Consider the following 21,070-nt stretch of genomic DNA (forward strand, 5'->3'; position numbering starts at 1 on the left):
GTCGAGCGCCGCGTAGCGTAGGTGGCGACGCACGACGAGGAGGCACTGTCATGAGCAAGGACCACCTGGTGCGCGGGGTCGACCACGTCGCCTTCCCGACGTTCGACCCGGCCGCGACCGTCCGCTTCTACCGGGACGTGCTGGGTTTCCCGGTGGTGCACTCGATCTGCGCGGCGGGCTGGGGCCCGGAGGACCACCCGGACTTCATCCACTTCTTCTTCGACATCGGCAACGACGACCGGATCGCGTTCTTCTACTACTTCGGCACGGACCCGTCGATCGGCGGCGAGGCCCGGGAGAAGGGGGACGTGTACGGCCGCTTCGGGGCCGACGTGCCGGAGTACTTCGTGCGCTCGCGGCACCTGGCGATCCACGTGGACGACGAGGAGAGTCTCCTCGAGTACCGCCGCCGGCTCGACGCGAGCGACTGGCCCGTCGAGATGCAGATCCGGCACGAGACGATCGAGTCGATCTACACGCACGACCCGAACGGCTACTTCTTCGAGATCACCCGGGCCATGCGGCCGGTCACGCCGCAGGAGGACCTGGACGCGAACCTGACGATCGACGCGCTGCTCGACGTCGTGGCGCAGCCGGAGCCCACCTTCGGGAAGCTGTTGGCGCGCAAGGCGGAGCTGATCGTGGAGCGGGTGCCGGTATGACGACGCTGTTCGTGCTCGACGTCCCCGAGAACACGGCCGTCGCGAAGGTCGCGGCGCAGGACCCGGCGGTGTCCGTGGGGCAGCGGGGGCCGTACTTCGTGATCAGCGCGGACGGGCCGATCGTCATCGACCGCCGGGCGACCGGCTGCCGGCACGCGGTCTGGTACTCGTGCATCGCCGGAGTGGCCCCGGGCGGCGCGATCACCCAGCACGACAAGGACGCCCTGCGCGTGGAGGCGGTGTGAGGCCGTCGTCATCACGGCTCGGCGAGGGCCGCTACCTGGCGGCCGGGGAACGGCCGGCGGCGACCGTGACGAGCGTGCACGAGCTGACCACATCGGACGGTGCGACGGTCCGCGGCGTGCTGGCCACCGTGCCGGGCGCGCGGACCGTGGTGTGCCTGATGCACCCGCGCCAGGACGTGACGCACCACGCGATGGTGCCGCTGCTGCTGCAGGCCGGGGTGGCGGTGTGGACGCAGGGCTCGCGCTCACCCAACAACGACCTCACCCTGGTGCACGAACAGGCGCTGCTCGACGTCGCCGCGGGCCAGGTCTTCCTGCGCGAGAACGGTTTCGGGTCGGTCGTCACACTCGGGCACTCGGGTGGGGGCACGCTGTTCGCCTTCTACCACGAGCAGGCCGGGCTCGAACCCGCCGCGCGGATCGCGACCACCCCGGGCGGGCGTCCGACGACGCTCGCCGACGCCGCGATGCCGGTGCCGGACGCCGCGCTCTTCCTCGCCCCGCACCCGGGGCAGGGCGCGCTGCTGCTCGGCTGCATCGATCCCTCCGTCGCCGACGAGGGCGACCCGCTCTCGGTCGTCCCGGAGCTGGATCCCTTCGACCCGGCCAACGGGTTCGCCGAGCCGCCCACCAGCTCTGCGTACACACCGGAGTTCCTCGAGCGCTATCGCGCGGCCCAGCGCGACCGCGTCGCCCGGATCGACGCCGTGGCCCGCGAGCACCTCGCGCGGGCCGCGGAAGCCCGTGCGGCGCACAAGAAGTCCGGCTCCGCCGCCGACCGGCGCCGGGCGCTCGCGCCCCGGATCCTCACCGTGTTCCGCACGGACGCCGATCCCCGCACCGTGGATCTGTCGCTGGATCCCAGTGAGCGGCCGTACGGCTCGCTCTTCGGGAAGCGCCCGGACCTGATCGACTACGGGCAGGTCGGCTTCGGCCGGCTCAGCACGCCCGAGGCGTGGCTGTCGACCTGGTCCGGGCTCTCGACCAACGCGGACTTCGTGCGCTGCGCCCCGGGCGTCACGGCCCCGACCCTGTTCGTCGAGCTCAGCGGGGACCAGGCCGCGTTCCCGGCCGACTCCGCCCGCATGATCGGCGCCCTCGGTGCCGCCGACCTGACCACCGCCGCGGTGCGCGGCCTGCACTTCGGTGCCGCGATCGCCGCGGGCGAGCCCACCGGCAACGAGCTGGCCGCCGCCGAGATCACCGAGTGGCTCGGCAAGCGCTTCGAGCTCACCCCTCCCTGACCCACCCTCCCGAAACGAGGCAACGGTGCCCACCCGAACCCCGCCCGGCGTGCTGTGGCTCTGCCTGGCCTGCATGACCCTCGAGGGCTACGACGTCATCGCCTACGGCGCGGCGCTGCCCGCGATGCTCGCGGACCGGAGCTGGGGCCTCACGGTCGCGCAGGCCGGCCTGATCGGCAGCCTGACGCCCGTCGGCATGCTGGTCGGCGCGGTGCTCGTCGGGTTCCTGACCGATGTCGTCGGCCGGCGGCGGCTCGTGATCGCCAGCGTCGCGGTGTTCTCGCTCGCGATGATCCTGTGTGGACTCAGTACCGGCGTGACGCTGTTCGGCATCGGCCGGGTGCTCGTCGGGCTCGGGGTGGGCGGCGTGCTGCCGTCCGTCGCCGCGCTCGTGTTCGAGTACTCGCCCGCGGGGCGGCGCAACGTCAACACGGCGCTGGCCTTCGCCGGGGTCGGGCTCGGCGGGGCGGCCGCCGCGATCGTGGCCACGACCCTGGTGCCCGCCTTCGGGTTCCACGTCGAGTACCTGGTCGGGGGGCTGGCGGCGCTCGTCGTCCTGCCGCTGGCCGCGCTGTTCCTGCCCGAGTCCGTCGCGCATCTGCGTGGCGCCGGCCGGGAGGACGAGGCACGGCGATGGGCCGCGCGGCTCGGCGTGGATCCGGTCGTCGATCCCGAAGCCGACGTCACGCCGACCGAGCCGACCGGGCGTTTCGTCGCCCTGTTCGCCGGCGGCCGGGCCCTCACCACCGCGCTGTTCTGCCTGATCACCTTCACCTCCCTGCTGGTGCTGTTCGGGCTCTACACCTGGCTGCCGCAGCTGATGCGCTCCAGCGGCTACGAGCTGGGCTCCGCGCTGACCTTCCTCGTCGTACTCAACCTGGGCACGGCCGTCGGGCCGCTCCTGGTGGGGCGCATCGCGGACCGGGTCGGGTCGAAGGCCGCCATCGCCGGGTCCTTCCTGCTCGCCGTCGTCGGGATCGCGGTGCTGAGCTACCCGCTGCCGCTGGTGCTGCTGTACGTGGCCGTGGTGCTCGCGGGGATCGGGACCGTCGGCACCCAGATCCTCATCAACGTCCTCATCGCGAGCCGCTACCCGGTGCAGATCCGGGCCACGGCGATCGGGACCGCGCTCTCCGTCGGCCGCCTCGGCGGGATCGTCGGCCCCCTCTACGGCAGCATGCTGCTCACCGCCGGCCTGCCGCTCCCGGTGCTCTTCGGCGCCTTCGCCGCGCCCGCCCTCGTCGGCGCGGTCCTGGTCGCCGTCGTCCCGCGCACACCGCCTGCCGCCGCGCCGCCGGTGCCCGTCAACGACCGAGAAGCCCGTCGATCCGCGCAAGGGAGCGTGTGATGGTCAGTTCCGAGCAGACGTTCGACCCGTTCACCGTGAAGGAGGTCGGCGAGGTCCGTCGCGACCTCGCCCGGGTCCGCTCCGGCGGCTGCCCGGTCACGGGCATCGCGCCCGGCATCGGGTTCGTGGGCCACCACGGCCCCGCCCGGGAGGCCCTGCTGGCGCACGAGGCGCTGAGCAACCACGGCAACTTCGTCATCGAGGCCTCCGGCGACGGGCCCGCGCCTCCGGACCTGATCACCCAGAGCGACCCGCCGGAGCACACCACGCTGCGTGCCCTGCTCCGCCCCGGGTTCGCCCGAGCGGCGATCGTGGAGGCCGCGCCGTGGGTCCGCGAGTACGCCGAGGCCCTGGTGGACGGGCTGGCGGACGGCCCGGCCGACCTCGTGGGGGAGTTCGCGCTGCCGCTGACCGCGAGCGTGATCGCCCGGCTCGTCGGGGTCCCGGCCGCCGACGCGGACGCGCTCGCGCGGGACTCGCTCGCGATCACCGCGATCCTGCCGGCGCCGTTCACCGAGACCGAGGCGTGGACGCGGCTGGAGGCCTACTTCACCGAGGCCGCGCGACGGCGCCGCGCCGCAGGCGAGCCGCCGGACGACCTGATCACCCGGCTCGCGCTCGGCGAGGTGGACGGGCGCCGGCTCACCGAGCAGGAGGTCGCGTTCCACGCCTGGCAGCTGTTCGTCGCCGGACTGGAGAGCACCGCCTACACGATCGGCTCGACGGTCCACCAACTGCTCGTCGAGCGCTCCCGGTGGGAGGAGCTGTGCGCGGACCGGTCGCTGCTGGACAACACCAGGGAGGAGGGCCTGCGGCACGGCTCGGCGATCCGCTGGGTGCTGCGGACCGTCGTCGGGGCGCCGGAGCTGCGCGGGCAGCCGCTGCCCGCGGACGGCTGGGTGATCGTCGGGCTGGAGTCCGCGAACCTCGACGAGGAGGTCTTCGGCCCGGACGCCGCGGAGTTCGACCTGCACCGGACCACCGCCCGTCGCCACCTGTCGTTCGGCCACGGCCTCCACCTCTGCCTGGGAGCCGAGCTCTCCCGCACTGAGATCTCGGTCGCCCTGGAGGTGCTGCTGGACCGGCTGCCCGGCCTACGCCTCGCGCCGGGGTTCGCGTACGAGGACGTGGGGAGCCCGATGTTCTGCGGGCCGGCGCGGCTCGACGTGGTCTGGTAGCGGCGCCTTCCCGAGAGTCGCCTCACCCAGGACCGGGCCGGCTGACGTAGCGTGCCTGTAACCCGACGTGCCCCGGCGACGAGATCCTCTCGGCGCCCGGACCCGGGGCGCCGAGGGGAGAGACGACCGCCGCCGTGCCCGACCTGCTCGATCTCCAGCTCACCGAGGGTCCGTTCCCCACGATCCTGCTCCTGCTCGCCGGGCTCGCCCTCGCATTGACGCTGCTGCTGCTGTGGCGTCGGCCACTCGCGGCGGGGATCGCGCTCGTCGTCACCGTCGGCATCGCGTTCGCCGCGAACCCCCTCGCCGTGAACGTCGCGGGGCTGTTCCCGGAGCCGCTGCCGCTCGAGGTGCTGCTGTGGGGCGCCGTCGGGGTGGCCGGGGTGGCGCTGGGGATCGCCGCGGCCACCCGGGCCGGGATCCTGAAGGCCCTGACGGCGCTCGGGTGCGGCGTCCTCGTGCTGCTCGCCGGGGCCGGTGAGGTCAACGGCTACTACGCCCGCTTCGTCACGCTCGGGGACCTCGTCGGCGGGCCGCCGGACGTCGCCGCCCTGCCGGACCTGCTCCCCGCACCCGCACCCGCCACCCCGACGACGCCGGGCAGGCCCGCGCCCGTCGACGACCCGGCGCGGTCCGGGTTCGAGAAGACCCCGGTCGTCGACCGCTGGAAGGGCGGGGCCCGCGGCAAGGGGGGCATCTCGACGGCCAGGATCCCGGGGACGATCTCCGGGTTCCCCGCGCGCGACGGGTACGTCTGGCTGCCACCGGCCTACAGCCCCACCGGGCCGCGGCTGCCGGTGATGGTCGTGGTCGCGGGCCAGCCCGGCGGGCCGGCGGACTGGCTCACGGCGGGGAGGCTGGTCTCGCAGATGGACCGCTTCGCCGCCGCGCACAACGGGCTCGCACCCGTGACCGTCGTCGTGGACCCGACCGGGAGCGCGTTCGCCAACACGCTCTGCCTGGACTCGGCGGTGGGGAAGGCCGAGACCTACCTGGCCAAGGACGTGCCGGAGTGGATCACCGGTCGGCTGCGCGTGGACACCAACCCCGCGCACTGGACCTTCGCCGGCTTCTCCTTCGGCGGGACGTGTGCGGTGCAGCTCGCCACGCGTGCACCGGACCGCTACGGCAGCTTCATCGACCTGCAGGGGGAGCAGGAGCCCACGCTCGGGCCGGACCGCGGCAAGACCGTGCAGCAGCTGTTCGGCGGGGACAAGGCCGCGTTCGAGTCGGTGCTCCCGATGACCCAGCTGACCACCCGTCGGTACCCGGAGAGCTGGGCCTACTTCGCCTCCGGCGCCAAGGACGGGCAGTTCATGGCCTACATGAACGCGGTGGCCGACGCGGCCGCGAAGGCCGGCATGAAGGTGCAACGGGTGTCGGTGCCGAACCAGGGGCACTCCTGGAACGTGGCCGTGGCGCAGCTGGTGCCGGGGCTCGAGTGGCTCTCGCCCCGGCTCGGCTTCACCCGGTAGCGGCCCGGAACCGGAGCGATCGCTCAGGTTTATGCTGGCGGCATGTGGCTGTGGTTGGCGCTCGCGATCGGCGCCGAGGTGAGCGGCACGGTGGCGCTCAAGTTCTCGCAGGGGTTCTCCCGGCTCGTCCCGTCCGTGATCGTGGTGCTCGGCTACGGGACCGCCTTCTACGCGCTGTCCCGGGCGCTGAGCCGGGGCATGGCGATCGGCGTCGCGTACGGCGTGTGGGCGGCCGTCGGGGTGGCGGCCATCGCGATCATCGGGGCGCTGTTCCTCGAGGAGCCGCTGACCTGGGTGCAGGTGGGCGGGATCGTGCTGGTCATCGCCGGGGTGGTGGCGCTGGAGCTGGGCGGGGCGAGCTCGCGTGCCGCCTGACGGTCGCCGCGCCAAGGGCGACGCGCGGCGTCGGCTGCTGCTCGACGCCACCCTCCGCCTGGTCGGGCGCGACGGCATCGCGGCAGTGACCCAGCGGGCGGTGGCCGCCGAGGCGGACGTGCCGTCCAGTGCGGTGCTGTACTACTTCGACTCGGTCGACGCCCTGCTCGTCGCCACCCTCGTGGAGGTCAACGACCGGTACCTGGCCGATCTCGCCGCGGCGCGGTCGCTGGCGGGGCTGGCCGAGCGGGTCGCGGCCTGCGACCGCGAGCAGGCCGTCGCGGAGTTCGACCTCTACCTGCTCGCCGCCCGCCGCCCCGACCTGCGTGCCGAGCTCGTCCGGTGGGACGACGGGGTCGACGCGGCCGCCGCCCGGCTGGCACCCGGGCGGGAGGAACTGTTCGCCGCCGCGCTGAACGGGCTCTACCTGCGGGCCGCGAGCAGCGGCCTGGACGTCGACAGCGCCACCCGGGTGCTGGAGGCGACCGGTCCCGGCTCCTCGCCGGGGTGAGCCGGGTCGGACGGCGACGGATCAGCGCACCGCGCCCCACCGCCCGACCTGCCGGAACCCGATCCCGACCGCGAGCACGCCCGCGCCGGTGAGCACGGCGGGCGGCGGCAGCGTGACCACGAGCAGGGCACATCCGAGCGCCCCGGCGACCTGCAGCGCCCGTGGATACCGGCGGTACCCGGGCTCCTGGGTGTACGCCGCGAGGTTCGCGACCAGGTAGTAGAGCAGCACCCCGAACGACGAGAACCCGATCACCCCGCGCAGGTCCGTGGTCGCCACCAGCACTGCGACGACCGTGCCCACCGCCAGCTCGGCGCGGTGCGGCACCCGGAAGCGCGGATGGACGGCGGCGAGCGGCCGCGGCAGGTCTCCCTCCCGCGCCATCGCCAGCACGGTGCGGCCCACGCCGGCTACCAGCGCGAGCAGGGCCCCGACGGCCGCGAGCCCGCCACCCACCGCCACGACCGGGCGGATCCCCTCGCCGAACCGCGCCACGGCCACGTCGGCCAGGGGAGTGGGTGAGGCCGCCAGGCCCGCCGGCCCGAGGGCGTGCAGGGCCGCGACGGTGACCAGCGCGTACAGCGCGACGGCGATCGTCAGCGCGATCCCGATCGCCCGCGGGATCGCCCGGCGCGGGTCGCGCACCTCCTCGCCGAGGGTGGCGACGCGCGCGTACCCGGCGAAGGCGAAGAACAGCAGCCCGGCGGCCTGCAGCACCCCGTACGGACCGGCCGCGACCTGCCCGGACGCGGCCACGGGCCCGGCGAACCCGCCGACCACCACGACCGCCAGCACGACCAGGACCAGCACGACGACCACCCGTGCGACCCGTGCCGTTCTCGTCACCCCGGCGCAGTTGACCGCCGTGATCGCGACGACCACGGCCACGGCCACCGGGCGCTGCCACCCCGCGGGCACGAGATAGGTCGCCGCGGTCAGAGCCATTGCCGCGCAGCTCGCCGTCTTGCCGATCACGAAGCTCCATCCGGCCAGGAAGCCCCACCAGGGCCCGAGCCGCTCCCGGCCGTAGACGTAGGTGCCGCCCGACGTCGGGTACTGCGCGGCGAGCTGGGCCGAGGCGGCGGCGTTGCAGAACGCGACCGCCGCCGCGATCGCCAGACCCAGGAGCAGCCACGGGCCCGCGACCGCGGCGGCGAGGCCCGGTGCCACGAAGATCCCGGCGCCGATCATCGCCCCGAGCCCGACGACCACGGCGTCCGACGTGGACAGGAGGCGGGCAGGCCGGGGATCGTCGGAGCTCACCCGGGCATCCTCGGGCACGAGGGTGAACACGACGCGAAGGAGCCGTTCATGACGAATCCGGCCGTACTCGACGAGGACGCGGCGCTGGAGCTCCTCGCCTACCTGGTCACGGCCGCGCGGACCCAGGTCGACGAGGCCGCGGAGTACGGCCCGTTGCGGCTGGTCACGGCGGCGCTGCGGCTGGGGGAGGCGATCGCGCCGAAGTCCTCCGATGCGACGGCGGCGTTCGTCGCCGGATCGCTCGCCGGCCTGCCCGAGCTGGCCGTGCCGCGGGCCGGCCGCGAGGAGTACGTGGCACGCCTCGACGCCGTCTGTGCGGCGCTCGCCGAGCACCTGACCACCCGGTTCGCCCGGTGAACCCGGTCCTGGAGGCGATCCGCAGCCGCCGCGTCGTCCGCTCCATGACGGGTGAGCCGGTCGCCAGGGCGGACCTGGAGGCGGTCCTCGACGCCGCCCGCTGGGCGCCCACCGCCGGGAACCGGCACCTGCAGCGCTTCGTCGTCACGGACGATCCGGGCACGCTCCGGGTCCTGCGCATGGTGTCGCCCGGCATGATCGCCCGGCCCCCGGCGGCGATCGCGATCTGCGTCGACCGGGCGCTCGCCGCGGACTACGGTTTCCCGCCGGGCGCCGCGGGCCCGTCGGTCGACGTCGGCACCGCGGCCGCGACGATCCTGCTGGCCGCCCACTCACTCGGCCTCGGGGCGGTCCCGGTCACGTCGTTCAGCCGGGCCGCGGTGGCCGTGGTCCTGCGCCTCCCGGAGGGCACGACCGCGGACATGATCCTCTGCCTCGGCCACCCCGCCCCCGGCGGCCCCGGCCCGCTGCGCCGGGGGCGGAAGGTGACCTGGCAGGACCTCACGACGTTCGTGCCGTGAGCTCCTGCGCTCAGCCCGCCAGGCGGACCGCCGCCGAGACCGCGCGCCAGCGCTCGCTGAGGCGGGCGGAGCCCGGGGTGCCGGCGCGGTGGCAGTCCTCCACGGTGCCCAGCAGGCGGTAGAGGGCCTCGGCGAGGAAGCCGGCGGGGAGGGTGGAGACCGCGGCGCTGGCGTCCCGGATGGCGTGGGCGACGTCCGAGGAGGCCGGCGAATGGTGCAGGGCGGCGACGGCGGAGTAGGCGGCGCGCACGGCCCGCCGCTGATCGCGGGCTGGCGGTTCGGTGCTCGTGGTGGTGGTGCGGTTCATCTGGTTCACCGTCCTTCCGACTCGGCCCCCGACGGCCGTCAAGCTCCTGTTGACGAACGTCAACCTAGCATTGACTTCCGCCGGGGCGCGAACGGCCCAATCCGCACGGTAGGGTTCCCGCGTGGCGGGTGTGGGTCCCAAGCAGGTCCAGAAGGCGCTGGAGGCGCTCGCGGAGGCGGCGTCCCCGCTCGAGGCGCTGGCCGCCGCCCGGGAGCTGCGGATGATGGCCGAGGAGGTCGAGCGGGCCCGGGCCGCGGAGGCGCGCGCTGCCGGCGTCAGCTGGTCCAAGATCGGCGCGCTCTACGGCACCACGAAGCAGAACGTGCAGCAGCGCTTCGGGATCCCCCGCAGGAAGGTCGAGGCGGAGCAGGCCGGCTGACCTCGCCCGGCTCGGGGTGCGGGCCGGGAGCGACGTGCCGGGCCGCCTCGGTGAGCGTCCTCGACACGGACCCGCCGGTTCGGCAGGTCCGTGCCGGGGAGAGTTCGGGCGCTCTCAGGCGTTCGTGCAGTTCACCAGCCAGCGGACGCCGAAACGGTCCGTGACCTGGCCGTAGATGTCGCCCCACGGCGCCTTCTCGAACGGCACGTCGACCACGCCGCCCTCGCTGAGCGCGGTGAACCAGCCGGAAAGGGTGGCCTCCTCGTCGCCGGTCAGGCCGATCGCCGGCTTGCCCTCGACGCCGCCCGCCTCGGCGTCGCTCGAGTCGGAGGCCATGACGGTGAAGCCCTGCGGGGTCGTCAGCGAGCCGTGCATCACGTTCTCCGCAGGCGGCCCGGGGACGCCCTCGGGCATCTCGAAGCCGGCGTCTCCGAAGCTGGAGATCTCCAGGTCGCCGCCGAACACGGACGCATAGAACTCGAGCGCCGCGCGTGCGGTGCCACCGAAGGGCAGGTACGGGTTGAGCAGGGTGGTCATGTCTCTCCTCGAGGCGGGTTCGTCGGTGTCGTCGGGTTGACCGGGCGGATGCCCGGAAGTCATCGGCCGGGCCGGGGAGGTCGTCGGTCCGGGGCCCGCCGGCGGCAAACTAGCGGTCCTCGTAGGCCCGGCGGAAGGCCGCGACACCCGCGAGTGCGCGGGCCACGGGATCGGCCGGGACGTCCGGGTCGAACAGCCCGCGGTCCAGCGGCGCGCCGAGCACCAGGAAGGCGAAGTGCTCGGCCGCGATCGCCGGATCGTCGATGCGCAGCCCCGGTTGGGCGGGCAGGTGGGCGGCCAGGCTGCGCATGACCAGGCCGGGGGCGCGCTCGTAGTACTCGCGGGCGAGCTCGGGGAAGCGACCGGCCTCACCGATCAGCATGCGGCGCAAGGGGAGTACCCGCGGCCCGAGGACCGCGCGCACGAGCCGGACCGCGATGTCCTCGAGGTCGCCGCCCATGCCGTCGGCCAGCTCGCGGGTGAAGCGTTCCGAGATCTCGAAGGCCCGCTCCAGGACCGCGCGGAACAGGGACTCCTTGTCGCCGTAGATGTTGTAGACGGTCCGCTTGGAGACGCCGGCCTCCGCGGCGATCGTGTCGACGTTCGCCCCCAGGTAGCCGTGCCGCACGAAGTGCTCGTGGGCCGCGGCCAGGATGATCGCGCGCGAGCGGCCGACGCGCGGGTCCTCGCTCACGGGCGCTCCTCACGGTTGACAGCCCGCACCGTACTCCTGCACTCTTCCGTGCACTACTGCACTCGTCAGTGCATGTTCTGGGAGGCGTGATGGCCCGCGAGGGGTTCGACGGAGCGGCGGCGGTCACCCGCTCACTGCTCGGCTGGGGAGTGGTCGCCGGGCCGTTCTACCTGGTCTTCGGCCTGGTCCTGGTGCTGACCCGCCCCGGCTTCTCCCTCGCCCGGCACCCGCTCAGCGCGCCGCTGCTCGGGCACGGAGGGTGGCTCCAGGCGCTGAACCTGATCCTCTCCGGCGTGATGACGGCGGCCGCGGTCTCCGGCCTCCTGCGCGCACCGGGCGGCCGGCGGACGGCCTGGACGGGTGGGCTCGTCGGGGTCTACGCGCTCTGCCTGGTGCTGAGTGCACTCTTCCCGCCGGACCCGGTCGCCGGTTTCCCGCCGGGCGCGCCGGAGGCGGCGACCACGAGCGGGATCCTCCATCTCGCCGTCGGAGGCCTCGGCTTCCTCGCCCTCGGCGCGGCCGCGCTCCTGTCGTCGGGGAGGCTGCGGATCCTCGGCGTCGTGGTGATCCTCGGGTTCCTCGGCGGTGCGGCCCTCTCGCCCGGCGGTGCGGGCGTGGCGCTGCTGTGGGTGGCGGTGGTCGCGGGTTGGCTGTGGCTCGCCCTCGCCTCGGTCGCGGCGTACCGGCGGGTCCCGCACCCGGAGCTGCACCGTCGGGCCGCCGCGGCCTGATCGGTGCGTCTCGCTCTCGGCGATGTCGTGAGACGATCGCGTATGTCTTCGACGGTCTGAGCCATTCAGCATCTCGTCCCGGCTCGCGACCATGGAGCGGTCGCCAACCGAGGGGGAGCCGTGAGCACCACGACCGTCGTCGCCGCCGTCACCGCGCTGGGGGCGGGCAGCCTGGGCGGGCTGTTCCTCGCCTTCTCCACCGCCGTCCTGCCCGGTCTCGTCCGCCGGCCCGCCGAGCAGGCCGCCGCCGCCATGCGGGAGATCAACAGGGCGATCGTGAACCCGGTGTTCCTGCTGGTCTTCGCCGGGACGGCGCTGACGTCCGCGGCGACGGTCGTGCTCGGCCTGCTCGACGGCCGCCCGCTGCTCGCGATCGGGGCGGGCCTGACGCTGCTGGGCGCGCACGTGATCACCGCCGCCCGGAACATCCCGCTCAACGACGCCCTCGACCGGGCGCAGGGAGCCGCGGCCTGGGAGGCCTTCGCCGGCCCCTGGAACCGCGCCCACCGCGTCCGCACCCTGCTGACCATCGCCGGTGCGGCCGTCCTCACCGCCGGGCTGGTGTCCTGATGGACGCCATGTCCCACCTGCTCCGGGGTGTCGGGGCCCAGGGGGCGTTCGTGCTGCGCTGCTCGCTGCGCCCGCCGTGGGCGCTGCGGATCGCCGACGAGTCGCCGGTCAGCGTGGTCGCCCCGGTCCGCGGGGACGCCTGGATCGCGATCGACGGGACGGAGCCGGTGCTCGTGCGGCAGGGCGACGTCGCCGTCGTGCGCGGCCCCGACCACTACTGCGTCGCCGACGATCCGGCGAGCCCGCCGCAGGTCCGCATCGACCCGGGCCAGGTCTGCGTGCCCCTCCGGTCCGACGTGCCGGCGATGACCGAGGTGGGGGTCCGGACCTGGGGCAACGCGCCCGCGGGCCCGGGTGTCACGCAGTTGCTCGTGGGCGTCTACGAGTCCCGGAGCACCATCGGCGGGCGCCTGCTCGCGAACCTGCCCGCACTCGTCGTCGCGACTCGGGACCAGGTGCCCGCCGCGCTGGTCGACCATCTCGCCGACCAGGCTGCGCGGGACGAGCCGGGCCAGGACGTCGTCCTCGACCGGCTGCTCGACCTGGTCCTCGTCGCCGTGCTGCGGTGGTGGTTCGCCGAGCAGGGACCGACCTGGTACCGCGCCCACGCCGATCCCGTCGTCGGCCACGCGCTGCGGCTGATGGAGGCGCAACCGGGGGAGGCCTGGACGGTGGCCGGGCTCGCCGAGCGGACCGGGCTGTCCCGCGCGGCGTTCGCCCGCCGGTTCGCCGAGCTCGTCGGCGAACCCCCGATGGCCTTCCTGACGAGCTGGCGCCTCGCCCTGGCCGCCGACCTCCTGCGGGAGCCGGGCGCCACCGTCGGCTCGGTGGCCCGCCGCGTCGGCTACTCCACGCCCTACGCGTTCAGCACCGCGTTCAAGCGCGCCCACGAGCTCAGCCCCAGGGACCACCGCGAGCTGTCCCCCTAAGTGCACTGGGTCACACCGGCGCCCCGCTCCTACCGTCCGACCAGCGCAAAGGTGCGATCACAGGACGGAGCAGCGATGACTGACCTGACGGGCGCCGGAACGGGCGTCAACCTCTTCACCGCCGGCGAGGTACGCGGCACGGCCCGCTGGTTCCACGACACCTCGGATGTCCTGTCCATCGACGACGACGATCTCGAGGAGACGATCGCCTTCGTGAACAAGGGCGGGATGACCTTCCTCTCGCCGATCCTCCCGGACCTCAGGGCGATCGTGTGCACGGCGGGGAGCCGCGAGTCCCACCTCGCGATCCTCTCGCGCGAGTCGGACGTGCCGTGCGTGCTCGGTGCGCAGATCTCCGGCGAGATCCCCGACGGTGCCGCGGTGGTCCTCGACCTGACCGACGCCGAGACCGCGCGGATCGGGGTGGGCTCGTGAGCGCTCCCGGGAACCTGAAGGCCCTCTACACCGACGCCTCCTACGAGCCCACGCTCGACGAGTGGAACTGGCTGGTGCACAAGGGCGGCGCCGCCTACAAGAGCGAGCTGTCCGCCCGCACGGTGTTCGAGTCCGAGCTGTTCGGCATGAACACCTACATCCTGATGTCGATGATGGAGGACTACCTCCGCGTCCCCGAGCGGCTGCGCGCGATCCGCAAGCACGCGAGCCCGGCGGAGCTGGTCCGCAAGGCCCTGCCGATCGGGAACAAGCGCAGCTTCATCAACCTCGCCGCGATGCCGCTGCACTACCTGACCGGCCGCGAGCTGTTCGTCGACCTCGGCGAGAACACGCTCGCCGACGGGCTGGAGGACCAGCTCGAGGTGCTGCGGTTCTGGCGCGAGGCGACGATCGCGATGCGCACGGACGGCGTGCTGTTCAACATGGACGCCGAACCCGCGAACTCGAGCCACGTCGTCGGCGACCGTCTGATGGCGGAGATCCTGGACGACCTCGTCCCCGCGGAGGACGAGACGAAGACCGCGATCCGGAAGTTCGGTGCGCGGCTCACGGCCTATGCGTTCCTGGAGAACTGCGACGCCCGCACCGCGGTGTGCGACACCGGCCCCTACGAGCTGGAGGACGGCACGTTCCTCGCCCTGCGCGAGACCTGCGCCGACGGCGACGGCGACTTCCCCTGGCTCGACGGGATCCGCGAGACCCTGCCCTACCAGCACTTCGTGATCGCCCACCGGCTGCCGGCGCACGTGAAGATGGACAACAACGTCTGGGGCACCGCCTGGTTCACCCCCAGCGACTACCAGGCCGACATCATCTCCACCCGCGTGTTCTGCACCGACGGCGGCGTGCTCACCCCGCTCGGTCCGTCCGAGATCGACGAGGCCACCAAGGCGATCCGCAAGGCGCACCGCGCGCTCTACCAGCGCCTCGCCGAGACCGATCCGGAGGAGCGCAACCTCTACGCCACGCAGATGTACGCGTGGAAGACCAAGGCATGGGCGCGCCTCGCCGGCTGCTACGACGAGATCGACTGGTCGGTCACGCCCCGGATCGCGCAGTCCTACGAGAAGTTCCAGGACCCGAACCTGGCGTTGCAGCTGATCGGCGGGGTGTTCGTGCCCCAGGACCGCGACAGCTGCTTCCGGCCGTTGGGAGGATGATCATGGCCGTGATCGGGAAGGGCACGCCCTCGTACACCTTCACCCGCACCACCGGCCGCGTCCGGTGGTTCCGCGAGCCCCAGGACGTGATCGAGTCCCTGGACACCGACCTGGAGGCGACGATCGCGCTGGTCGCCTCCGGGGGCACGACGTTCCTGTCGCCGATCCTCGGCCGTCTCGGCGGGATCGTCTGCCTCGACGGGACCCTGCGCTCGCACCTGGCGATCGTCTCCCGCGAGTTCGAGGTCCCCTGCCTGGTGGGCACGGACCTGACCGAGGAGCTCGCCGACGGCACGGAGATCGTCCTCGACATCGCCGACGGCGCCGGGGTGGTCCGGGCCGGGGCGTCTGTGCCGATGGTCGACTCCGCACGCTCCGTCTCCGAGCAGGCCGACACCACGCCGGTCGCGGACGTGAGCTCAGCCGTGAGCTCGGCCTGGTGGTCCTACGTCCGCCGGGTCGGCGACGAGATCGCGGTGAAGGACTTCGACGTCTCCGTGTCGCCGGAGGCCCTCGACGCGCTGATCGCCGAGCCGCTCACCGACGACCGCCTCGACGACCTGGTGCAGCACATGGGCCGCGCCTTCAAGCCGGAGATGACCCGCCGCTCGGGCTTCACCTCCGAGCTGTTCCCGATGCTGCCGTACATGTCCCTGTCGGTGATCGAGGACTTCCACAGCTACGCCGAGCGCGTCGCGATCATCGACGCCGCGCTGCCCGCCGAGGAGATCGGCCGGCGGCTGCGGGAGGGACCGAACCGGGTCAGCCCGCTGTGGATCTGGATGATCGGCTACCACTACCTGTGCGGGCGCGAGCTGCTGATCCACATGGGGAAGCTCCGCCGGGACGAGCGCCGCGAGGAGATCCGCACGGTCGTCGACTTCTGGCGGCGGCTGACCCTCGCCCACCGCGGCGACGGCACCCTGGACTACAAGGACGCCGGCTTCACCAACCGCTATCTGCCCCAGCCGGTCGTCGACGAGCTGGCGGGCGCCGCGACGCTGCTGGACCCGGCGGCGTCCAAGGCCCTGAAGCGGCTCAACGCCACCATCTCCGGCTACTCGTTCCTGTACTTCTGCGACTCGCGGGTGGGGATCTGCGACTCGGGGCCGTACCCACGGGGCACCCGGCAGACGATCGTGCGGGACTACCTCTCGCTCGGCCCGAGCGCCTGGGCGTACCCGTGGGCGGAGGGCCTGACGCCGCCCTACGCGGGCCTGACGATGGCACTCACGTTCGACCCGGCGTCGTTCCGCGAGTTCGAGATCAACGACTGGGGCACCACGTTCACGGAGCCGGACCAGCTGCTGGCGTCGGTCACGGAGGCCGCGGTGTTCGGGTGGCAGGCCGACGGGACGCGCGAGCAGCTCGCCCCGGAGACCTGGCCGGAGGTGGCGGCAGCCATGACGGCGTCGCACATGGCGCTCTACCAGGGCTTCGCCGACATGGGCCGTGAGGACCGGATCTTCGCGGCGACCCGGATGTACACGTCGGGCCTGCGGCCCTTCGCCGCGCTCGCCGGCGTCACGGACAGGGTCGACTGGTCGTTCTCGCCGGACACGCTGGCCCTGTACCCGGACCCGTTCGACGACGACGACCAGGCCGCCGCGATCTTCGGCACCGCGCTGGTGGCCAACGACATGCCGGGCTCGTTCTCGCCCGTGAGCTAGGGAGCGCCATGCGCCAGGGAATGCAGATCCTCACGGCGGCCGACGAGCTGCTGTGCCACCAGACGCCCGAGACGTTCGCGACCATCGCGCACGCCGACATCTCCTGGACCGAGAAGCTGTGGGGCTCGCTGTTCGCCCGCGACGGCTCGCTGCAGGTCGACGTCGGGATCGGCAAGTACCACAACAGGAACGTCATCGACATGTTCGCGGGCATCTCCCGCGGCAAGGAGCAGCTGACGGTCCGGGCCTCCCGGCAGCTCGACCTCGATCCCGACCGGGTCGGCGTCGGCCCCCTGGACTACGAGGTGATCGAGCCGCTGCGGAAGGTGCGGTTCGTGCTGCGGGAGAACCACCTGCTCCCGATCCGCTTCGACCTCACCGTCACGGGTGTGCTGCCGCCCTTCCTGGAGCGCAAGGACGCGCAGCGGGAGCCCCACGGCTTCCGGATCCAGTCCGATCTGCTGCGCTACCACCAGAGCTCGACGGTCTCGGGTGCCGTCTGGATCGACGGGGAGAAGATCGAGGTGCGGGACGAGGAGTGGTTCGGCTTCCGCGACCACTCGTGGGGCGTGCGGATGGACGTGGGGGAGCCGGCCCCGGACGTCCACAAACCGCAGCGGCTCGACCAGGACTTCCTGCTCACCTGGAGCCCGATGTACCTGCGCCGCCCGGACGGCACGGAGTACGAGATCCATCACTACCAGCAGGCCGTGGACCACGAGACGACCTACTTCTCGGGCTTCGTCAACGAGTCCGACGGCCGGCAGATCCCGCTCAACGGCGTGATGGACGAGCTCAAGTACGACCCGGTGAACCGGCGCCTCCTCGGCGGCAAGATGACCTTCGACGCCGGCTGGGGCGAGACCCGCACGGTCGAGATCGAGGCCATCAGCGACACCGGCTTCCACCTCGGGACGGGCCTGTACTTCGGCTTCAGGGGCCACCGCCACGGCCAGTGGCACGGCCCCTCGCACCTCGACGGGGAGCGCTTCGCCGACGCCTCGTCCCTGGAGACGGTCCGCGAGATCCATCAGCTGAGGGACTGTGTGATCCGCTGCCGCGAGGGCGACGCGGTGGGCTACGGCATCTTCGAGTCCATGGTCATCGGCGAACACCCGAAGTACGGCCTGACGAAGGAGTCCAGCTTCCTCTAACCCTCAGTCCGCATTATGGAGCCACAACTGTCGTTTTCGGGCCTCGAAACGACAGTTGTGGCTCCATAATGCGTTGTCAGCGGGAGCGGGCCAACAGGGCCAGTTCCATTCTCGACTGGCAGCCTGTGGCCGCCAGGATGCGGCTGACGTACTTCTTCACGCTGTCCTCCGCCAGGGACAGCGTTTCCGCGATGTCCGCGTTCGAGAGGCCGTCCGCGACGAGCTGGACGACCTGGCGCTGGCGCTCCGACAGCCCGGCGATCGCGGCCTTGGGCCGGGAGATCGGCAGGCTCCGCGAGATCGCGGAGAGCTGACGGCTGAGCAGCCGCAGCGTGGCGAGCTCCGCGGCGCCCAGCTTGTCCGCACGCGGATCGAACATACCGACCAGCGCGGTGTGCCCGCCGGGCAGCTCGAGGCGCAGCGCGGCCGCGCACTCCATGCCCCATGTCGAGTGCAGGAAGTGCCGCACGTACGCCTCGGCGGAGGCGGGCAGGGTGCCGCGGGCGCGCAGCTCGGCCATCGAGGCGACCCCGCTGGAGACGAGCTGGCGCATCGCCGCGGGCGTGCCGAAGACGTCGTAGCGCGACCAGCGCTCCTGGTACTCGGGCAGCATCTTGCTGGTGTGCCCCTCGACGAGCGGGGCGAGGTCGCCGAAGACGTTGTGGAACGTGGCACCGGCGAAGAACGAGACGTGTGTGAGCGCGAAATGGCTGCTCAGCGCCTCGACCATCTGCTCCTTGAAGTCCGGGAGCGAGGCGGCGGTGTCGCAGGCCTCCAGCACGTCGAAGGCGCGCTCGTAGTCGGCCTTGCGGAGAACGGGACGAGTCGGGCGACGGGACCGGGCTGTCGTCGTCGACGCCGGACTGTCCACCAACGTGGACTGGGTCACAGCGCCAACGCTACCTACCTTTCGACCTCGTGAACAGGAGGGGATCCGCCGGGGTGTGGGCGTGGTTCTCTGCTTTCCGGCTCAGTCGATCGGCTCGAACCACTCACGACGAGGTGACCATGTCCGAACCCACCGCTGCCGCCCAGACCCCACCCAAGTGGGGCTCGACCGAGATGCTGCCGCTGCCCGCGCGCTACAACGGCGCCGTCCGGGCCCTGGCCGCGAAGCGCTTCGCCGCGACCGGCGCGGACTGGAAGGACGTGGTCTTCGACCGGCAGTTCGACCTGTTCTCCCTGGCCGACGCCCGGGCGGTCGAGCAGGAGGCGCTCGACTCCGGCTACCGCTTTGACTTCTCCGCGACCGTGTCGCTGGAGTCGGAGCCGGACAAGTACAAGCGGCCGGAGAAGGCGGCGTCGACCTTCGCCGACGGGCCGGTCACCGACGGCCGACGCCAGGTCGGGATCGGTGACAACGTGCTCCGCCGGACGGAGACGGTCAGCGGCCCGGTCGCGCTGATCTCCACCACCGAGCAGGTGATGGGCTTCCTCGCCGACGGTGTCCCGGCCGGGACCATCGCGGTGATCGACGACTCGGGCGGCACGCTCACCGCGCCGATCATCGAGGGCTTCGCCGGGGTGATCTGCCTGGGCGGCTCCGTGCGTTCCCACCTGGGGATCCTCGCCCGCGAGTACGACGTCCCCACACTCATGAACTGCCAGATCGACACCCTGACCGACGGCGACGTCGTCGAGATCGAGGTGACGGCGGCGCCGCCGGCGGCGGACGCGTACGAGACCGGCGACACCGGGCACGCCCGGATCTGGATCCTGGAGAAGGGCGCCTGAGATGGACCTGAACTACGCCAAGCTGCTCGAGACGAACAACTACCTGCGGCAGCTCTCGGACACGACCTACTGGCTGTGCATCACCCGCACCGTCCAGGAGTCGAAGCTCTTCCCGATGAACCCGTACATGCTGCTCAGCTACCTGAACACCTTCTACCGGCTGCCGACGCTGCTGCGCGAGATCGACGCCGCCACCCCCGCCGAGGAGCTCGGCGACCGGGCCCGCGAGGTGTCGCTCAAGGTCGACACCGTCAACGCGGCGTGGGGGATGCCGGCGTTCTACCTGATCGGCCGGGAGATGCTCATGAACTGGGGCCTGCTCGGCCCCGCCGACGCCGTCGACGACGTGGTCGACGTCCTGGACTTCTCGCGCCGCTTCAACCTCGCCTACCACCGCAACGACGGGCACCTGACGAACAAGGAGTTCGGCGACCGCTCGCAGTTCCTGCCCGAGCGCACGCTGCAGGTGTTCGAGTCGGACCTGCACGGCGTCGTGCCGGGGGACCGGCTGCACACCGCGGCCACCAAGCTGATCGCGCAGCTGTCGCAGTACGCCTTCCTGGCGCACTGCGAGTGCCGCATCGGGATCCACACCTCGGGCCCCTACAACTTCGGGGACAGCAAGCAGCTGATCGTCCGGGACTTCTTCGAGCTCACCGAGGGCGACTACCCGTGGCTCGACGGGATCGCGACGCAGCTGCCGCACACCAACCTGACGATCCCGATCGTCTTCAAGGACACCAACTTCCATTTGATGGACGACTGGGCGTCCTTCGAGGCCGAGCCCTCCTACGCCGCGTCGAACATCGCCGCGGTCGGCATGTACACCGCCGACGCCCTCACCGACGGCTACCAGCCCGTCGGGATGGACAACGCCGAGCAGCTCGCCGAGACGATGGAGTCCTACCGCGAGATCCTCAACCAGGCCACAGCGGACCTGTGGAAGCGGATCGCGAGCTGGTCGCGCGAGCAGATGATCGACGCCGGCGCGCTGGTCTACTCCTCGGTCGCGAAGGACTTCGCGCACCTCGCCGGGACCTACCGGCAGAGCGACTGGTTCGAGCTCGACGACCGGGTGCAGCGGTTCAAGCCGCTCATGAACGACGAGTACGGCCGCGACAACCTCGGCGAGATGGTCGGCCTGCTCGGCTTCCCGCACCAGAAGACCAACGAGTACACGATGGCGCGCTACTCGGGCCTGAACCAGAACATGCTCACGGGCATCCCGTACACCGTGCTGACGGACGACGACTTCGCCCGCACCGCCGGCTCGACCCTGTCCGGCTCGTCGAGCCTGCCGCCCAAGAACGGCCTGTGGACGACGAGCGCGGGCCGGCTGGAGATCGACGACTACAACACCCGGGCCCGGGACTTCACCCCCGCCGTCCTGGCCGACGGCAACCGCTACCTCGACGAGGAGTGGGTCAAGCGCAACTACACCTCCGACCGCGCGGACGTCCTCTACAAGGCGGCCCAGTCCACCAGCCGCACCCTGTCCGGCCGCGGCGCCGGCCTCCGCCGAGCGGACCTTCCCTAGGTCGTGAGTGGCGATAGTCGTGATAGCGACGAT

General features: G+C 72.4%; 25 protein-coding genes. 20 read left to right on the forward strand and 5 right to left on the reverse strand.

Translation table 11 applies throughout. The features are described from left to right. Positions 1 to 50 precede the first annotated feature (50 nt). The 8 genes from ABD324_RS25315 to ABD324_RS25350 all read left to right on the forward strand — a co-directional run bounded on the left by ABD324_RS25315 (position 51) and on the right by ABD324_RS25350 (position 7,038). Complete coding sequence (locus tag ABD324_RS25315; protein WP_344422051.1) at positions 51 to 662, forward strand: VOC family protein; 612 nt, start codon at positions 51 to 53, stop codon at positions 660 to 662. Further along, positions 659 to 907 carry a hypothetical protein gene (locus ABD324_RS25320; RefSeq protein WP_344422054.1) on the forward strand — a complete coding sequence of 83 codons (249 nt, stop codon included), beginning with the start codon at positions 659 to 661 and terminating at the stop codon, positions 905 to 907. Before ABD324_RS25315 ends, ABD324_RS25320 begins: the two co-directional genes overlap by 4 nt. Beyond that, on the forward strand, positions 904 to 2,151 hold the full coding sequence (locus ABD324_RS25325) for an alpha/beta hydrolase (protein ID WP_344422058.1): 1,248 nt from the start codon (positions 904 to 906) through the stop codon (positions 2,149 to 2,151). The genes ABD324_RS25320 and ABD324_RS25325 overlap by 4 nt, the downstream gene beginning before the upstream one ends. A 25-nt stretch (positions 2,152 to 2,176) precedes the next feature. Beyond that, positions 2,177 to 3,499: an MFS transporter gene (locus tag ABD324_RS25330; RefSeq protein ID WP_344422061.1), complete on the forward strand. Its 1,323-nt coding sequence runs from the start codon at positions 2,177 to 2,179 to the stop codon at positions 3,497 to 3,499. Beyond that, positions 3,499 to 4,677, forward strand: a complete 1,179-nt coding sequence (locus ABD324_RS25335) for a cytochrome P450 (protein ID WP_344422064.1) — start codon at positions 3,499 to 3,501, stop codon at positions 4,675 to 4,677. The genes ABD324_RS25330 and ABD324_RS25335 overlap by 1 nt, the downstream gene beginning before the upstream one ends. Before the next feature lie 134 nt (positions 4,678 to 4,811). Beyond that, positions 4,812 to 6,152, forward strand: a complete 1,341-nt coding sequence (locus tag ABD324_RS25340) for an alpha/beta hydrolase (RefSeq protein ID WP_344422067.1) — start codon at positions 4,812 to 4,814, stop codon at positions 6,150 to 6,152. 42 nt (positions 6,153 to 6,194) lie between these two features. After that, positions 6,195 to 6,527 carry a DMT family transporter gene (locus ABD324_RS25345; RefSeq protein WP_344422070.1) on the forward strand — a complete coding sequence of 111 codons (333 nt, stop codon included), beginning with the start codon at positions 6,195 to 6,197 and terminating at the stop codon, positions 6,525 to 6,527. Next, entirely contained in the window at positions 6,517 to 7,038 is a 522-nt protein-coding gene (locus ABD324_RS25350) for a TetR/AcrR family transcriptional regulator (protein WP_344422073.1), read from the forward strand. Before ABD324_RS25345 ends, ABD324_RS25350 begins: the two co-directional genes overlap by 11 nt. A 21-nt stretch (positions 7,039 to 7,059) precedes the next feature. On the opposite strand, the gene ABD324_RS25355 is transcribed toward ABD324_RS25350, so the two are convergent. Next, a complete protein-coding gene (locus ABD324_RS25355) occupies positions 7,060 to 8,301 on the reverse strand; it encodes an APC family permease (RefSeq protein ID WP_425565899.1) in 1,242 nt (413 codons plus the stop codon). A 48-nt stretch (positions 8,302 to 8,349) separates the two neighbouring features. Between ABD324_RS25355 and ABD324_RS25360 the strand changes: the two genes are divergently transcribed. After that, positions 8,350 to 8,658 carry a DUF6092 family protein gene (locus tag ABD324_RS25360; protein WP_344422076.1) on the forward strand — a complete coding sequence of 103 codons (309 nt, stop codon included), beginning with the start codon at positions 8,350 to 8,352 and terminating at the stop codon, positions 8,656 to 8,658. After that, positions 8,655 to 9,179, forward strand: a complete 525-nt coding sequence (locus ABD324_RS25365) for a nitroreductase family protein (RefSeq protein WP_344422078.1) — start codon at positions 8,655 to 8,657, stop codon at positions 9,177 to 9,179. The genes ABD324_RS25360 and ABD324_RS25365 overlap by 4 nt, the downstream gene beginning before the upstream one ends. 10 nt (positions 9,180 to 9,189) lie before the next feature. Here ABD324_RS25365 and ABD324_RS25370 read toward each other — a convergent pair whose 3' ends face one another. Next, positions 9,190 to 9,486 carry a hypothetical protein gene (locus ABD324_RS25370; RefSeq protein ID WP_344422080.1) on the reverse strand — a complete coding sequence of 99 codons (297 nt, stop codon included), beginning with the start codon at positions 9,484 to 9,486 and terminating at the stop codon, positions 9,190 to 9,192. A gap of 121 nt (positions 9,487 to 9,607) precedes the next feature. On the opposite strand from ABD324_RS25370, the gene ABD324_RS25375 reads away from it, so the two are divergent. Continuing rightward, positions 9,608 to 9,865: a hypothetical protein gene (locus ABD324_RS25375; protein WP_344422082.1), complete on the forward strand. Its 258-nt coding sequence runs from the start codon at positions 9,608 to 9,610 to the stop codon at positions 9,863 to 9,865. A 114-nt stretch (positions 9,866 to 9,979) separates the two neighbouring features. Here the strand turns inward: ABD324_RS25375 and ABD324_RS25380 are convergent, their stop codons facing one another. Both ABD324_RS25380 and ABD324_RS25385 read right to left on the reverse strand, forming a co-directional pair. After that, entirely contained in the window at positions 9,980 to 10,402 is a 423-nt protein-coding gene (locus ABD324_RS25380; RefSeq protein ID WP_344422084.1) for a VOC family protein, read from the reverse strand. Between the two features lie 109 nt (positions 10,403 to 10,511). Beyond that, the gene (locus ABD324_RS25385) at positions 10,512 to 11,096 is read right to left on the reverse strand and encodes a TetR/AcrR family transcriptional regulator (protein WP_344422087.1); all 585 of its coding nucleotides are present in this window, start codon (positions 11,094 to 11,096) and stop codon (positions 10,512 to 10,514) included. Between the two features lie 89 nt (positions 11,097 to 11,185). Here ABD324_RS25385 and ABD324_RS25390 point away from each other — a divergent pair, with 89 nt between their 5' ends. The 7 genes from ABD324_RS25390 (at position 11,186) to ABD324_RS25420 (ending at position 17,766) form a co-directional block, all read left to right on the forward strand. Further along, positions 11,186 to 11,827 carry a DUF998 domain-containing protein gene (locus ABD324_RS25390; RefSeq protein WP_344422090.1) on the forward strand — a complete coding sequence of 214 codons (642 nt, stop codon included), beginning with the start codon at positions 11,186 to 11,188 and terminating at the stop codon, positions 11,825 to 11,827. 120 nt (positions 11,828 to 11,947) lie between these two features. Continuing rightward, entirely contained in the window at positions 11,948 to 12,397 is a 450-nt protein-coding gene (locus tag ABD324_RS25395; RefSeq protein ID WP_344422093.1) for an anthrone oxygenase family protein, read from the forward strand. After that, complete coding sequence (locus ABD324_RS25400) at positions 12,397 to 13,326, forward strand: AraC family transcriptional regulator (RefSeq protein ID WP_344422096.1); 930 nt, start codon at positions 12,397 to 12,399, stop codon at positions 13,324 to 13,326. Before ABD324_RS25395 ends, ABD324_RS25400 begins: the two co-directional genes overlap by 1 nt. A 75-nt stretch (positions 13,327 to 13,401) precedes the next feature. Next, positions 13,402 to 13,761, forward strand: a complete 360-nt coding sequence (locus tag ABD324_RS25405) for a PEP-utilizing enzyme (protein WP_344422099.1) — start codon at positions 13,402 to 13,404, stop codon at positions 13,759 to 13,761. After that, positions 13,758 to 14,942, forward strand: coding sequence for a hypothetical protein (locus ABD324_RS25410; RefSeq protein ID WP_344422103.1), 1,185 nt, complete (start codon positions 13,758 to 13,760; stop codon positions 14,940 to 14,942). The genes ABD324_RS25405 and ABD324_RS25410 overlap by 4 nt, the downstream gene beginning before the upstream one ends. Positions 14,943 to 14,944: 2 nt before the next feature. Next, positions 14,945 to 16,612 (forward strand): PEP-utilizing enzyme, encoded by a 1,668-nt coding sequence (locus tag ABD324_RS25415; protein WP_344422106.1) that lies wholly within the window; start codon positions 14,945 to 14,947, stop codon positions 16,610 to 16,612. 8 nt (positions 16,613 to 16,620) lie between these two features. Further along, positions 16,621 to 17,766: an Rv3169 family protein gene (locus tag ABD324_RS25420; protein WP_344422108.1), complete on the forward strand. Its 1,146-nt coding sequence runs from the start codon at positions 16,621 to 16,623 to the stop codon at positions 17,764 to 17,766. Positions 17,767 to 17,842: 76 nt separating this feature from the next. On the opposite strand, the gene ABD324_RS25425 is transcribed toward ABD324_RS25420, so the two are convergent. Then, the gene (locus tag ABD324_RS25425) at positions 17,843 to 18,655 is read right to left on the reverse strand and encodes a helix-turn-helix transcriptional regulator (RefSeq protein WP_344422111.1); all 813 of its coding nucleotides are present in this window, start codon (positions 18,653 to 18,655) and stop codon (positions 17,843 to 17,845) included. A gap of 119 nt (positions 18,656 to 18,774) precedes the next feature. Here ABD324_RS25425 and ABD324_RS25430 point away from each other — a divergent pair, with 119 nt between their 5' ends. Together ABD324_RS25430 and ABD324_RS25435 are read left to right on the forward strand one after the other, a co-directional pair. Then, entirely contained in the window at positions 18,775 to 19,500 is a 726-nt protein-coding gene (locus tag ABD324_RS25430; RefSeq protein WP_344422114.1) for a PEP-utilizing enzyme, read from the forward strand. Between the two features lies 1 nt (position 19,501). Next, positions 19,502 to 21,037: a hypothetical protein gene (locus tag ABD324_RS25435; protein WP_344422117.1), complete on the forward strand. Its 1,536-nt coding sequence runs from the start codon at positions 19,502 to 19,504 to the stop codon at positions 21,035 to 21,037. Positions 21,038 to 21,070: the final 33 nt, after the last annotated feature.

The sequence above is a fragment of the Pseudonocardia ailaonensis genome (genome assembly GCF_039531635.1).
Classification (GTDB): domain Bacteria; phylum Actinomycetota; class Actinomycetes; order Mycobacteriales; family Pseudonocardiaceae; genus Pseudonocardia; species Pseudonocardia ailaonensis.